Consider the following 13,295-nt stretch of genomic DNA (forward strand, 5'->3'; position numbering starts at 1 on the left):
TGCTGGAGCCGGAGCTCAGGACGCGGACTCCTGCTTCTCACGCAGCGCATCGACCGTGCGAACGGCCTTCGACAGCGGGGCGTTGAAGAGATATGCGGCACCGAACAGCGAGGCCTTGAAGGCACCGGCGAGCTTCGCCAGCAGGACTTCACGGGACTCGAGGTCGGCGAGCTTGGTGACCTCGTCGGCGGTCAGGGGGTTACCGTCGAAGTACCCGCCCTTCACGACCAGCAGAGGGTTTGCCTTGGCAAAGTCACGCAGCGACTTGGCGACGGCCACGGGGTCACCGTGGACGAAGGCGATCGCGGACGGACCGGCGAGCTCGTCGTCGAACGACGAGATGCCGGCGTTGTTCGCCGCGATCTTGGTCAGCGTGTTCTTTACCACGGCGTATGACGCGTGCTCACGGATGTTGCCGCGCAGCTGCTTGAGCTGGGCGACCGTGAGACCGCGATACTCGGTCAGCAGAACGGCGGTCGAGCTCTGGAAAAGTTCCGTGAGCTCGGCAACCGAGGCTTCCTTGTTCGCCATGGCGCTCCTAGTAATCGATGGTGTCGGCCGGGGCGACCACCGGGAGGCAAGAAAAAAGCTCCGGCGCAGGAGGCCGGAGCGAGAACTCAGCAGAACGCTGGAGACTTACTTCGTACACCTGCGCAGGTCTTCGCTCTCACGAATCTTCGGCCGGTGAACTCTGCTTCTCAGCAGCGCACACCGACGACCGGCGGTCTTTGGCCTCCTACAATCTAGGGCACCCGACCGCCGATGGCAAATCAGCTCTCGCCGGCCTCCCAGGCGGCCAGCCGCCCGATCTCGTCGTCGTCGACCTCGAGGCCGGCCTGGTCGAGGCGCTCGCGCAGCAGCTCGGCGATCTCGGCCGAGGAGGCGTCGGGGGCATCGGCCTTGACCTGGGTGAGCAGGCCCTCGACCTTCTCGGTGAGGGCGGCGTCGTCGGCGCCGGCCATGATGGGCTCGTTCTGCTGATCGGTCATGCACTCACCGTACCCCGAGCTGCGTCCCGGATGCCCCGGCCAGGCCCGCCCCGCTCAGGGCGCGTCGGCGGCCAGCGGCAGCGCCACCGTGAACACGGTCGACCCCGGCTCGCTCTCGACCGCGACGGTTCCGCCGTGCGCGTCGACGACGGCCTTCACGATCGCGAGGCCGAGCCCGGTGCTGCCCTGGTGCCGGGAGCGCGAGACGTCCCCGCGCACGAAGCGCTCGAACAGCGTCGGCAGCAGTTCGGGCGCGATGCCGGGGCCGTCGTCGGAGATGCGCACGAGGGCGACCGGAGCATCCGTCGACCCGGCCGAGCCGTCGACCGAGACCGTGACGCGCGTGCCGGGAGGGGTGTGCACCCTGGCGTTGGCCAGGAGGTTGGCGAAGACCTGGTGCAGCCGCTCGGGGTCACCCGCGACGGTCACCGGCTCCTCGGGGAGGTCGAGGTCCCACTGGTGGTCGCGGCCGGCCACGTGGGCGTCGCTGACGACGTCGACGAGCACCAGCGAGAGGTCGACGTCGGTGACGGCGAGCTCGGGCTTGGCGTCGAGGCGGGCGAGCAGCAGCAGGTCCTCGACGAGGGTGGTCATGCGCGTCGCCTCCGACTCGATGCGGCCGAGCGAGTGCGCCACGTCGCCCGGCAGCTCCGGGGCGGTACGCCGGGTGAGCTCCGCATAGCCCCGGATGCTCGCCAGCGGTGTGCGCAGCTCGTGGCTGGCGTCGGCCACGAACTGCCGCACCTTGTTCTCGCTCTGCTGGCGGGAGGTCAGGGCTGAGGCGACGTGCTCGAGCATCCGGTTGAAGGCGAGGCCCACCCGGCCCACCTCGGAGCGCGGGTCGGTGTCGCTCGCCGGCACGCGCTCGGCGAGGGCGACGTCGCCGCGGTCGAGGGGCAGCTCGGCGACCCGGGAGGCGGTGGCGGTCACCCGATCGAGCGGCCGCAGGGCGAGACGGATGATCAGGAAGGCCGCCACGCCCGCGAGAGCCATGGCGCCGGCCGTGACGAGCACGATCACGACGATCTGCTGCTGCAGTGTGCCCTCGACGTCCCGCAGCGGCAGGCCGGTGACGACCAGCGCCGGCGTGCCGGTCGTGGTCGCGACAGACTGCACCTCGACGCGGTAGCCGCCGAGATCGCCGATGTCGACCGTGACCGGCTCGGGGCCCGCGGTGACCCCGGCGAGCGCCGCGAGCTGGGCCGTGGTGAGGTACTCGGTCGTGCCGTCCTCGCTCAGCACCAGGCCGGCCGAGCCGCCCGCGGCGATGACGGCCGCCACCGTGCCCGTGGCCTGGCCGAGCCCGAAGCCCGCCTGCGGCGGACCGCCCTGGCCCTCCCCCTGCAGCGTCGAGAGCGTGCGGTTCGAGGCCTCGCGCAGCTGCGCGTCGAGCTGGTTGACGAGGTAGCCGTTCAGAGCCACCGAGCTCACGACGCCGATGATCACCCCGGCGAGGGCGATCAGGCCCAGCACGCTCGCGATCAGCGTGCGCCGCAGGGTCATAGCGCGGGCTTCAGCATGTAGCCGGCGCCGCGCACCGTGTGGATCATCGGGGTGCGTCCGGCGTCGACCTTCTTGCGCAGGTAGGAGATGTAGATCTCCACCACGCTCGACCTGCCGCCGAAGTCGTAGCTCCACACCCGGTCGAGGATCTGCGCCTTGCTCAGCACGCGCCGAGGGTTGCGCATGAGGTAGCGCAGCAGCTCGAACTCGGTGGCGGTGAGCTCGATCGACTCGCCGTCGCGGAAGACCTCGTGGCTGTCCTCGTTCAGCTCCAGGTCGCCGACCGTGACGATCGGGTCGTCGGCGTCGGCCACCACGAGGGTCGAGCGGCGGATGAGCCCGCGCAGGCGCGCCACCAGCTCCTCGAGGCTGAACGGCTTGGTCACGTAGTCGTCGCCGCCCGCGGTGAGCCCGGCGATGCGGTCGTCGAGCGCATCCTTCGCCGTGAGGAAGAGCACCGGCGTCTCGTGGCCGTCGCCGCGGATTCGGTTCAGCACCTGCAGCCCGTCGATGTCGGGCAGCATCACGTCGAGCACGATGACGTCGGGGCGGAACTCGCGGGCGATCGTGATGGCCTGACGGCCCTCGCTCGCCGTCTTGACCTCCCAGCCCTCGTAGCGCAGGGCCATCGAGAGCAGATCGGTGAGGGTGTTCTCGTCGTCGACGACGAGGGCGCGCACCGGCGAGCCGTCGGCCCGGCGCAGGCGGGGCTGCTTGGCGGGGTTGCTGCGGGAGTCGCCGCTGAGGAGGGAGCCGTCGATAGTCACATCTCCAGTATTGGCAGTGGGCTATGAGGAGTCTATGAGTGGGCACTGCGGGGTCTGAGAGTGCTCTGTCGATCGTGGCACGTCGCGGGGCCGTTCGGGTGGGCATCCGGTCGCCTCGCGGGGCCGTTCGGGCGGGCATCCGCTCGCCTGGGCCTCGATGACGGTGGCGCGGGTGACAATGGAGGGGTGACCGACACCCTGCTCTCCTTCCCGTGGGAGGAGCACGAGGTCGCCGTGCCCGCGCCGGCCCCGCCGCCGCACCTCGCGCGGCTCGTGGCGGCGTCGACCGACCGGGTGGCCTGGCTGCGCGCCCGCAGCCGCGGTGTCACGGCGACGGATGCCGCACGGCTCGCCAGCGACGCGGCCGTGCGCGCGGTCGCCTGGGAGAAGTTCAACGGCTCGGGCTTCGGCGGCAACGCCTTCACCGACCACGGCCGGGCCCGCGAGCCCGAGATCGCCGCCTGGGTGCTGCAGGAGCACCTGATCGAGCCGAGCGTCGCCCTCTTCCACGCCGCCCGGGAGCGCCGGCACCTCGCGACACCCGACGGCATCCGGGTCACGCCCGAGGGGTCGCTCGAGCTGGCCGAGATCAAGACGACGTCGAAGCCCTGGACGCGCATCCCTCGCTCATACCTCAGGCAGGTGTGGTGGCAGCAGTACGTGCTCGGCGCCGAGCGCACGCTCGTGGTGTGGGAGCAGCACGTCGACTTCGTGCCGCTGGCCTCCGACCCGCGGTGCCAGTGGGTCGACCGCGACGAGTCCCAGATCGAGCTGCTGGTGCGGCGGGCCGACGAGCTGCTGGCGTGGATGCGCGGCGAGCGGGGCCGCGTGTGACCACGCTGCTCCTGCACGGGCTCGGCGGGTCGAGGGCGCAGCCGCTGACGCTGTTCTCGCCGATCGTCCCGGTGGGCGAAGAGGTGCTGGCGCTCGACGTCAGGGCCCACGGGGAGGACGACCGGATCTCCGGGGAGGCGGCGTCGTTCAGCCTCGCGGCGCTGGCCGACGACGTCGCCGAGCGGGTGCGCGCCTCGGTCGGGTCCTCGCCGCTCACCGTCATCGGCATCTCGATGGGGGCGGGGATCGCGCTGCGGCTCGCGCTGGCCGCCGCCGCCTCGGCACCGGGTGCCCTTTCCATCGACCGACTGGTGTTCGTGCGGCCGGCGTTCACCGACGTGCCGCTGCCGCCGAACCTGGTGCCGTTCCCGGTGATCGGGGAGCTGCTGACGCGGCTCGGGGCGGTGGAGGGTGAGCGGGAGTTCCTGCGCACGGCGCTCTACCGGCAGGCGCTCGAGGAGTCGCCGCTCGGGGCCGAGGGGCTGCTGGAGCAGTTCCGGTCGCCCGGGGCGGCGGCCCGGGCGCGGCGGCTGATCGAGATCCCGCGGTCGGTGGCGTTCGACGACTCGGAGAGCCTCGCGTCGATCACGGTGCCGACGGCCATCGTCTGGGCGCCGCGCGATCCGGTGCACCCGGTGTCGGTGGCCGAACTGTGGATGGACGAGCTCGACGGGGCGGCGAGCATCCCCCTGCCGGCGCGGGATGACGGGTACGGGGCGTACGTGCGGGCGACGCGGGCCGGGGTGGGGGCGTGGTTGGGGTGGTAGCTCGTCGCGGTGCGGGCCGGGCCGGTCGGCATCGGGGTGGTCAGCGTCGGGGTGGGCAGTGGCGGGCCGAGCAGTGGCGCGCCGGCGTCAGTAGCGCGCCGGGGGGAGGTCGGCTCGCTGGTGGGCGCGACGTTCACGCGCTGCCGGCTCGGGCCGTCTGACGGGACGCCGCGCGGTCTCCGTGGCGAGCAGCAACGACAGCCCGACGAGCCAGGCCAGCGCCACGGTGGTCGCCGTGAGTTCGAGCAGGCCCCCGAGTTCGGTGCCGAAGCGCAGCAGCGACAGGATACCCCCGGTGGCGGCGATCAGCGCGACCGCGAGGGCCGCCACGAGCGAGAAGCGGGCGAGGCGCTTCAGCCGAGCATCCGACGCCACCTGCAGCATCACCCAGGAGGCGCCGACGAAGCCGACGACCGCGGCCGTGGTGTGCACCAGGTCCTGCCAGGTGAAGCCGGGGCCCACCGGGAGCGGGCAGTAGCGCGTGCAGGTGACCTGGGAGGCCACGGCGAAGGCGGCCGCCGCCGCGAGCAGCACGACGGCCGGCGGGACCGCCCGGAGCGCCCGGCCGCGCGGCGTCAGCGAACCCGGCGGCATGGCCAGGGCCGTGATGGCGGCACCGACCGCGACCGACGTCATCGCCCAGCGGAACACCTCGGCCGTCGGCTCGCCGATCGCGCCGAGCTCGCTGACGTAGAGGTAGCGGTCGGCGTGGAGCCTCGCCACCCAGATCAGGACCAGACCGATCGCCGCCAGCGCCGCGGCGAGGATCAGCGCCGCCGCTCGCACTCGGGTCATCGGGCGGTCTCTTCTCTGGGTCGTCTGCGCTGGCCGGCTTCACGCTGGGTCGTCTGCGCTGGGTCGTCTGCGCTGGCTGGCTTCACCGAATGTTAACCCGGGGCCTCCGAGTTTGCACCTCGGTGACGTTCCGGAAACACCGGCGAATCATTCGGACCCTAGCGTGGGAGCAGCCGACACGGCGACGCAGTGAGGCGGGTGGCCCGGACTCTCCCCCTGCACCAGGAACACGACGGAAGGGCAGTGGATGATCGAGCAGTGGAGTGGATCGCCGGGTGTCTCGAGTCCCACCCTCACCCATCCGAAGACGATGCGCGCCGTGCTGCTGGAGTCGTTCGGAGATGCGGCGCAGCTGCAGGTCGGCACCGTCGACTCTCCCGTGCGGGTGAATTCCGAGGTGCTCGTCAAGGTCGCCGCGGCCGGCATCAACCCGCTCGACGCGAAGACGCGGGCCGGGAAGGGCGTGGCCTTCGCGATCCCGTCGCTGCCGTGCATCCTGGGTTACGACTTCGCGGGCGTGGTCGTCGAGACGCCGTTCGCCGGGCATCCGCTTAACGTCGGCGACGAGGTCTTCGGCATGATGTCGGTGCCGCGGGGCGCCGGCTCGTACGCCGAGTACGTCGCGGCCCCGACGCTGCAGGTCGCCCGCAAACCGAAGTCGCTGTCGCTGATCGAGGCGGCGGCGGTTCCGCTCGCCGCCCTCACCGCCTGGGGGCTCGTGGTCGAGCTCGCGAAGGCGCACGAGGGGCAGCGGATGCTCATCCACGCCGGCTCGGGCGGAGTCGGCCACTTCGCGGTGCAGTTCGCCTCGTACTTCGGCGCCCAGGTGACCGCCACCGCGTCGACGGCGAACCAGGGCTTCCTGCGCGAGCTCGGCGCGACCACGGTGCTCGACTACGCCGCCGGGCCGTTCGAGGATCACGTGTCGAACCAGGACGTGGTGATCGACCTGGTCGGCAACGTGCACGACTCCACGGGGACCCGCTCGCTCTCGACCCTGCGGCCCGGCGGACTGATCGTGAACGTGCCCACCGGCAGCTGGCCCACCTTCGAGACCGAGGCCGCCGAGGCGGGGATGCGCGCCACGACCTTCAAGGTGGCCCCCGACGCGGCGACGCTCGCCGTGATCGCGCGACTGATCGACTCGGGCGACGTGCACGTGCACGTGGATCGCGTCTTCCCGCTCGACGACGCCGCCGGCGCGCACCGCGCGCTGGAGTCGGGGCACACGCGGGGCAAGCTCGTGCTGCAGGTGGCGTCGCTCCCGTTCTGACGCGAGGCCGGCGGCCCTCCGACCTGGGTGCCGACTTCTCTGCCGTTCTGAAGCCGCGTCGGCGGCATTCGGGCCTGGGTGCCGGTGCCGTTCTGGCGTGGGGGTCATGGGCACGGCACCAGCGCTTCGACATTCGCGCTCAGGACGAGCGGGCCGCCGAGCATCACGATCCTCCCGGGAGCCAGACGGGTGAGGTCGTCGAGCACCACCCTCGGCACGCAGTCCTGGCGCACGAGGTAGAGCGGGGCGTCGAAGTGCGCCGCCAGCGGACCGCCACTCAGGGCGTCGGGGAACGACTGCCCGCTGGCGAGGTAGGCGACCTTCGCCTCGGTGAAGGTCGAGTTCAGCGCCACCGAGGTGGCGAACCGGTCGGCCCCCGCGAACCGCTGGGTGAGCACGCGGCTCTTTAACGCCGCTTCGAGCGGCGCCGAGATCGAGGCCGTTCCCCCGGCCAGCAGCATCGTCGTGACGCGCAGTTCGGCGATGAGCGACTCCTCGGCCGCGGTGGGTGCCGCCTGCGCCCCGTCGACGAGCACCACTGGCGACTCGAGCTGTGCCGCCACCGGTGCCGAGCTGAGAGCATCCGGGTACTGCCGCCCGGTCGCCGCGATCAGCCACGGCGATCCGGGTGCCCCGACCGTCGCGTCGGACACCAGCTTCCGCGACACCTCATATCGATCGGCCCCGTCGATCCTCACGACCGTGGCCCCGGTCGCCGCGCGGGACAACTCGAGGGCCACCGCCTCCGACACCGCCACCTCCCCACCCACGATCACGACGGTCGTCGGAGTGAGCCGCACGATCTCCCGCCGCACCACCTCGGGGAGGCCGGCTCTCGGCGTCAGCAGCAGCGGCGCCCCGTTGATGCCCGCCACCGAGGCGGCGCTGAGGGCATCGGGGAAGTTCTCGCCACTCGCGACGTAGACGGTGTCGACGTGCCGGGCGGCCATGGCCTGCGACACGGCGACGGCGCCCTCGTACCGGTCGGCGCCGCTGAGCCTCGCGGGCCGCGGCAGCCCTGCGGTCAGCGCCTCAGCAGGCTCCGCCGCACCCGCAGGCTCCGCTGCACCCGCAGGCTCCACGGCACCCGCAGGCTCCGTGGTACCCGCGGGCTCCACTGCACCCGCAGGCTCCGCCGCACCTGCAGACTCCACGGCACCCGCAGGCTCCACGGCACCCGCAGGCTCCACCGCACTTGCAGCGGCGGTCGCCCTGCTCGGGGGTTGAGCCTGTGCCGCCGTCGGCATCACGACACTTCCGAGCACGGCGAGCGACAGCAGCAGTGCTACGGGGTTTCGACGGAACATGGCTGGCTCGATTCAGGTCTGAGTGCCCCCACCCTGACGCACCCGAGCCACACCCCGGCATGAGCAGTTACTGCTCACCGACACCCGACCGACGCTCAGGATTCAAGCGCGACGATCACGAGCACGCCACCGGCGCTGAGATGTCGAGAGCGAGCCCCAGCATGTGGCCGACTCTCGGCGTCGCCGGCTGGCGTGTGACCGACGCTCAGGCATCGCGTGCAAGCACGCGGGACCGACGATCAGGCGTCGAGTGGGAGCTCGAGCACGAAGTCGTCGTGCAGCTCGTCGCCCACGAGGAACCGCTTCTCGCCGACCTTCGCGAACCCGCTCTTCTCGTAGAAGCGGATGGCGCGGGAGTTCTGCTGGTTGACTCCCAGCCATACCCCGGCCGCGCCCGACTTGCGAGCCTCGGCGATCGATGCCTCCATCAGCGCGCGGGACACCCCTTGCCCGTGGAACTGCGCCCGCACGTAGCACTTGCTGATCTCGACGGTGGGGCGTCGCGTGACGACCGCGGCGACCCCCGCATCGGACGGCTCACCGGCGACGAGCATGGTGTACCCGGCGATCTGATTGTCGACGTCGCCGAGCAGTATCGTGTGGGCCCCGCTCGCAAGGTACCCGGCGAACCGCGCCTCGGACAGGTTCTCGGCTACGAACGCCGCGATGGCCTCGGACGACGTCGTCGGCGGACACGCCAGCTCGAACGTCTCGGCGGCGACGGCAGCGACGATCCCCACATCCTCCGGACGCGCTCGCCGAACCCTGACCGCCATGCCCCCAACCTACCCGGGTGCCTGCCTCCCGCCTCCCCCAACACGACGACACCTCAAAACCCCGAAGACCGAGGAAGCCTGAACTCCCCCGGCCTTCCCACCCCGCCTCAGTCCAGAGCGCAGGGAGTCAGGGTGTCGAGGGCGGGGCCCACCGCCTTGAGACCGCCGAGGATCGTCACGTCGACCGGCGCGAGGCGGCCGATCTCGAAGTAGACCTCAGGGCTGAGACACTCCGGCGTGGTGACGTAGAGCGGGTTGCTGCTGACACCAGCCGGCACACCCCCGGACAGCGCGTCGGGGAAGGTAGCGCCGCTGGCGATGAAGACGCGCGAGGCCGACTTGAAGACATCGTGATTCACGATCGCTCCGGTCGCGTAGCGGTCGGCACCGGCCAGACGCTCGGCCGCGAACCGGGTCGTGATGTCTTTCAGAAGCGCGTCGGACACGGTCAACGGCCCGCCCACGATCGTCGCCTCCCTCACTCCGAAGTTGTCGAGGGTACCGATCTCCGCCGATGAGAGCGTGGCGGCCCGACCGTTGACGAGCATGACCGGAGAGCCGTCTGTGAACGCGGCAGGCGTAGCGGTGAGCGCGTCGGGGAAATCGGTACCCGTCGCCAGGAAGATCGAGGACGTCTTGGGCATGCCGAACCGCGCGTCGGAAATCAGCGCCCGGGAGACCTCGTAGCGGTCGGCTCCTCCGATGCGGGTGACCTCGGCTCCCGAGCCGGACCGGAGTGCACGCTCGACGGCAGCGGACACGGCGTTGACCCCTCCGACGATCACCACGTCCTTCACCTTCAGCCGCTTCAACTCGTCGATCAGTCCGTTCGGCAGCGCTCCGCTGGGCGTGAGCAGCAGGGGCGCATGGTGCTGAGCGCCGACACTGCCGGCCGAAAGGGCGTCGGCGAACCGCTCGCCCGTGACCACATACGCGAGGTCGGCGGTGGGAAAGGCCGCCGCGGACAGGGCGATGGCCTGCGCGTAGCGATCGGCGCCCCCTATGCGGTTCACCTTCGGTGCCTGCTGCACCGTGATGGCGCAGTTCACCTCGGATGTGACGATCGCGCCAGTGGGGTCAGTGACGGTGAGCTGCAGGCGGAAGCGGTAGCGCCCTACGGCGCTCGGTTCTCCGAAGAGCACGGTACCGAGCGCGTTGAGCTGCACACCGGGAGGAAAGGCCCCTGCGGTTCGAGTGACGATACCGCCCGCTGTCGCCTCAAGCGGCTCGATCGGGAATCCCTGGGCGGCCACCGTCTGGGGGCAGCCGGCCGCGGCCAGTGTCACCGTGGCCGAGGCCGGAGCAGCGGCGGCCACACCTCCGGCCGCCGCGAGCAGCCCGGCGACGACAGTCGCCAGTACCGCCTTCCTCGCGTCGGTGAACCGGCGCGGTTGGATCGCTCGGGCGGTTCGGGCCGTTCGGATGGGACGGGTGAGACGGGTCGGGACAGACATGGGAAGCACCTTCGTAGGGAGCACGCGACCTTCGCGTTCCCTCGATGATGCGCCCGGCCGGCCCCGGATCCGTATGAGTAGTTCCTACCTACGCACAAAGGGCCCGCCGTGAGGCGGGCCCCTCTGGTAGGTGTGCTGCGGCGGTCGTCAGCCGTCGAGGCTGCAGGGCTTCAGGGTGTCGAGGTCGGCCCCGAGGGCGTTGAGGCCGCCCAGGATGAAGACCTTCTCCGGCGCGAGGCGGCCGATCTCCCGGTAGAGCTGCGAGCTGACGCAGCTCTGGGTCACGTAGAGCGGGTTGTGGGTGAGACCGGCCACGACACCGCCGCTGAGCGCGTCGGGGAAGGCAGAGCCGCTGGCCAGGAACATCGCGCGGGCCGTGGGGAACGACAGCGAGTTCGTGCGGATGCCGGTGTCGTAGCGGTCGCCTCCGGCGAAGCGCGTCACGGCCAGGGTCTTGGCGAGGCTCGTCTCGAGCGCGGCGCTGACGGACAGCGGGCCGCCCGAGATAACGGCCTCCTTCGCGCCGAGGCCGGTGACCACCGCCGTCTCCGCAGCGGACAGGGACGTCGACGCCCCGTTCACCAGAAGGACCGGCGCACCGGCGACGGCTGCGGGCGGCGACGCGGTGAGCGCATCGGGGAAGTTCGTTCCTGTGGCGATGTGGACGCGGTCGGACGACTTGATGCCGAAGACCGGATGCGTGATGAGGTTGCGCGACACCTCGAAGCGGTCGGCTCCGCCCACGCGGGTGATCGTGGCGGTCGAGGCGGCGTCGATCTGAGCGACCACCGCGTCGCTGATGGCCAGGGGGCCACCGACCACGACGACGTTCTTCGGGGCCACCTTCACGATCTCGGCGAGCACCTCGGCCGGCATCGAGGACGCCGTCGTGAGCAGCAGCGGGGCCTTGTCGGCGGCGGCGACGGCCGTCGCGCTCAGCGCATCGGGGAACTTCTCGCCGCTGGCGACGAAGACCGTGTCGGCGCTCTCGAAGAACGCCTCGGCGACGGCCACCGTCTGGGCGAAGCGATCGGCCCCGGCGATGCGCACGACCTTCGGCGCTGTCCGCACCTCGATCGTGCACGTCTTGTCGGTGGACATCGGAGCGCCGTCGGGACTGGCTGCGACTCCGTGAAGAGTGAACGTGGTCGTTCCGACCGAAGCGGGCTTGCCGGTGATGAAGGATCCTTCGGGCCCGTGACTCAGGAGGAGCCCGGCCGGCAGCGCCCCGACCGACACCGTCACGGTGACGCTGGATTCCGCGATGCGCGGGGTGTCGACTTCGTAGTCGACCACGCCCACCGAAGCGGGGCAGCCGACCACGGGCGGCTTCACCAGTTCACCGGCAGACGCGCTGCCAGCGGCTCCGGATGCGAGCAGGCCGAGAACGGCCGCAGTGGACAGGGCGGTGAGAATGGCGGGGCGCGCCAGGGCAGGATGAGTCGTCATGGGGGTCTTCCGGGATCGCAGGAATGGGTCAGGCGATCTTGACGCGAGAAGGACCTCGGGTGTTATGAGCAATCTCTACTCACCGGCAGACGCAGAAGCTCCGCGGCAAACGCAGAAAGGGCCCGCCGTGAGGCGGGCCCTTCCAGGAATGCAGCGACCTAGATCGCGTTGACGTCGAGCGGGATGCCCGGGCCGAAGGTCGTCGAGACGGCGCCCTTCTGGATGTAGCGGCCCTTCGAGGAGCTCGGCTTCAGACGAACGACCTCTTCGAGCGCCGCGGCGATGTTCTCGTCGAGCTGCTCGGGGGTGAACGCGGCCTTGCCGACGACGAAGTGCACGTTGGCGTGCTTGTCGACGCGGAACTCGATCTTTCCACCCTTGATCTCGTTGACGGCCTTCGCGACGTCGGGCGTCACGGTGCCGGTCTTCGGGTTGGGCATGAGGCCACGCGGGCCGAGCACCTTACCGAGACGACCGACCTTGCCCATGAGCTCGGGGGTCGAGACGGCGGAGTCGAACGAGGTGTAGCCGCCGGCCACCTTCTCGATCAGCTCGTCGCCACCGACCTCGTCGGCGCCCGCGGCGATCGCGGCCTCAGCGGCCGGACCCGTCGCGAACACGATGACGCGGGCGGTCTTGCCGGTGCCGTGGGGCAGGATGACGGTGCCGCGCACCATCTGGTCCGCCTTGCGGGGGTCGACGCCGAGCTTCAGCGCGACCTCGACGGTGCTGTCGAACTTCGACGAACCCGTCTCGCGGGCCAGGTTCACGGCCTCGCTGGGGGTGTAGTACTTGCCGGCCTCGATCTTCTCGGCCGCGGCCCGGTAGGCCTTTGACTTCTGTGCCATTTCCCGCCTCCTCCTTATGCCTCGACCGTGATGCCCATGGAACGGGCGGTGCCGGCGATGATCTTCTCTGCCGCTTCGACGTCGTTCGCGTTCAGGTCGGCCTGCTTCTGCTCGGCGATCTGACGCACCTGCTCACGGGTGAGCTTCGCGACCTTGACGGTGTGCGGGGTGGAGGAGCCCTTGGCGACTCCGGCCGCCTTCTTGATGAGCTCCGCCGCCGGCGGGGTCTTCAGGATGAAGGTGAACGAGCGGTCTTCGTAGACCGTGATCTCGACGGGGATGACGTTGCCGCGCTGCGACTCGGTCGCCGCGTTGTACGCCTTGCAGAACTCCATGATGTTCACGCCGTGCTGACCCAGCGCCGGCCCGATGGGCGGTGCGGGGTTGGCGGCGCCGGCGTTGATCTGAAGCTTGATCAGACCTGTGACCTTCTTCTTCGGTGCCATTTCTTCTCTTCTCTGTCGAGCCGCCTGGCAGGCGGCGCTCCCACCACGGGCCTTCTGCCCGCAGTGGTGGTTCCGGATGCCCGTGAG

Annotated in this window: 14 protein-coding genes; 3 read left to right on the forward strand and 11 right to left on the reverse strand. The window is 70.8% G+C overall.

All coding sequences use genetic code 11. From position 1 onward, the window contains the following. Window positions 1-15 precede the first annotated feature (15 nt). The 4 genes from rplJ to NVV95_RS04755 form a co-directional block, all read right to left on the reverse strand. Entirely contained in the window at window positions 16-531 is a 516-nt protein-coding gene (gene rplJ / locus NVV95_RS04740; RefSeq protein WP_259485395.1) for a 50S ribosomal protein L10, read from the reverse strand. Window positions 532-770: 239 nt separating this feature from the next. Beyond that, the gene (locus NVV95_RS04745) at window positions 771-989 is read right to left on the reverse strand and encodes a hypothetical protein (protein ID WP_259485396.1); all 219 of its coding nucleotides are present in this window, start codon (window positions 987-989) and stop codon (window positions 771-773) included. Window positions 990-1,043: 54 nt separating this feature from the next. Next, window positions 1,044-2,492, reverse strand: a complete 1,449-nt coding sequence (locus tag NVV95_RS04750) for a sensor histidine kinase (protein ID WP_259485397.1) — start codon at window positions 2,490-2,492, stop codon at window positions 1,044-1,046. Continuing rightward, window positions 2,489-3,253, reverse strand: a complete 765-nt coding sequence (locus NVV95_RS04755; RefSeq protein ID WP_375163787.1) for a response regulator transcription factor — start codon at window positions 3,251-3,253, stop codon at window positions 2,489-2,491. The genes NVV95_RS04750 and NVV95_RS04755 overlap by 4 nt, the downstream gene beginning before the upstream one ends. 192 nt (window positions 3,254-3,445) lie before the next feature. On the opposite strand from NVV95_RS04755, the gene NVV95_RS04760 reads away from it, so the two are divergent. Beyond that, window positions 3,446-4,093, forward strand: a complete 648-nt coding sequence (locus tag NVV95_RS04760; protein WP_371741862.1) for a YqaJ viral recombinase family protein — start codon at window positions 3,446-3,448, stop codon at window positions 4,091-4,093. Then, window positions 4,090-4,860: an alpha/beta hydrolase gene (locus NVV95_RS04765; RefSeq protein ID WP_259485398.1), complete on the forward strand. Its 771-nt coding sequence runs from the start codon at window positions 4,090-4,092 to the stop codon at window positions 4,858-4,860. The genes NVV95_RS04760 and NVV95_RS04765 overlap by 4 nt, the downstream gene beginning before the upstream one ends. An 87-nt stretch (window positions 4,861-4,947) precedes the next feature. Here NVV95_RS04765 and NVV95_RS04770 read toward each other — a convergent pair whose 3' ends face one another. After that, entirely contained in the window at window positions 4,948-5,655 is a 708-nt protein-coding gene (locus NVV95_RS04770) for a DUF998 domain-containing protein (RefSeq protein ID WP_259485399.1), read from the reverse strand. A 247-nt stretch (window positions 5,656-5,902) separates the two neighbouring features. On the opposite strand from NVV95_RS04770, the gene NVV95_RS04775 reads away from it, so the two are divergent. Then, on the forward strand, window positions 5,903-6,928 hold the full coding sequence (locus NVV95_RS04775) for an NADP-dependent oxidoreductase (RefSeq protein ID WP_375163781.1): 1,026 nt from the start codon (window positions 5,903-5,905) through the stop codon (window positions 6,926-6,928). Window positions 6,929-7,032: 104 nt separating this feature from the next. Here NVV95_RS04775 and NVV95_RS04780 read toward each other — a convergent pair whose 3' ends face one another. The 6 genes from NVV95_RS04780 to rplK all read right to left on the reverse strand — a co-directional run bounded on the left by NVV95_RS04780 (window position 7,033) and on the right by rplK (window position 13,208). Continuing rightward, a complete protein-coding gene (locus NVV95_RS04780; RefSeq protein ID WP_259485400.1) occupies window positions 7,033-8,010 on the reverse strand; it encodes a cell wall-binding repeat-containing protein in 978 nt (325 codons plus the stop codon). Window positions 8,011-8,474: 464 nt separating this feature from the next. After that, window positions 8,475-9,011, reverse strand: coding sequence for a GNAT family N-acetyltransferase (locus NVV95_RS04785; RefSeq protein WP_259485401.1), 537 nt, complete (start codon window positions 9,009-9,011; stop codon window positions 8,475-8,477). Window positions 9,012-9,118: 107 nt separating this feature from the next. Continuing rightward, window positions 9,119-10,465, reverse strand: a complete 1,347-nt coding sequence (locus NVV95_RS04790; RefSeq protein WP_259485402.1) for a cell wall-binding repeat-containing protein — start codon at window positions 10,463-10,465, stop codon at window positions 9,119-9,121. Window positions 10,466-10,612: 147 nt separating this feature from the next. Next, window positions 10,613-11,914 carry a cell wall-binding repeat-containing protein gene (locus NVV95_RS04795; RefSeq protein WP_259485403.1) on the reverse strand — a complete coding sequence of 434 codons (1,302 nt, stop codon included), beginning with the start codon at window positions 11,912-11,914 and terminating at the stop codon, window positions 10,613-10,615. Window positions 11,915-12,072: 158 nt separating this feature from the next. Further along, window positions 12,073-12,762, reverse strand: coding sequence for a 50S ribosomal protein L1 (rplA, locus tag NVV95_RS04800; protein WP_259485404.1), 690 nt, complete (start codon window positions 12,760-12,762; stop codon window positions 12,073-12,075). A gap of 14 nt (window positions 12,763-12,776) precedes the next feature. Next, window positions 12,777-13,208, reverse strand: a complete 432-nt coding sequence (gene rplK / locus NVV95_RS04805; RefSeq protein WP_171705948.1) for a 50S ribosomal protein L11 — start codon at window positions 13,206-13,208, stop codon at window positions 12,777-12,779. Between the last annotated feature and the right edge of the window lie 87 nt (window positions 13,209-13,295).

It is taken from the genome of Herbiconiux gentiana, from assembly GCF_024978135.1.
GTDB lineage: Bacteria > Actinomycetota > Actinomycetes > Actinomycetales > Microbacteriaceae > Herbiconiux > Herbiconiux gentiana.

Coding starts and splice junctions, on each gene's coding strand:
- rplJ (WP_259485395.1), bottom strand. CDS start 531: ATGGCGAACAAGGAAGCCTCGGTTGCCGAGCTCACGGAACTTTTCCAG.
- NVV95_RS04745 (WP_259485396.1), bottom strand. CDS start 989: ATGACCGATCAGCAGAACGAGCCCATCATGGCCGGCGCCGACGACGCC.
- NVV95_RS04750 (WP_259485397.1), bottom strand. CDS start 2,492: ATGACCCTGCGGCGCACGCTGATCGCGAGCGTGCTGGGCCTGATCGCC.
- NVV95_RS04770 (WP_259485399.1), bottom strand. CDS start 5,655: ATGACCCGAGTGCGAGCGGCGGCGCTGATCCTCGCCGCGGCGCTGGCG.
- NVV95_RS04775 (WP_375163781.1), top strand. CDS start 5,903: ATGATCGAGCAGTGGAGTGGATCGCCGGGTGTCTCGAGTCCCACCCTC.
- NVV95_RS04785 (WP_259485401.1), bottom strand. CDS start 9,011: ATGGCGGTCAGGGTTCGGCGAGCGCGTCCGGAGGATGTGGGGATCGTC.
- NVV95_RS04790 (WP_259485402.1), bottom strand. CDS start 10,465: ATGTCTGTCCCGACCCGTCTCACCCGTCCCATCCGAACGGCCCGAACC.
- NVV95_RS04795 (WP_259485403.1), bottom strand. CDS start 11,914: ATGACGACTCATCCTGCCCTGGCGCGCCCCGCCATTCTCACCGCCCTG.
- rplA (WP_259485404.1), bottom strand. CDS start 12,762: ATGGCACAGAAGTCAAAGGCCTACCGGGCCGCGGCCGAGAAGATCGAG.
- rplK (WP_171705948.1), bottom strand. CDS start 13,208: ATGGCACCGAAGAAGAAGGTCACAGGTCTGATCAAGCTTCAGATCAAC.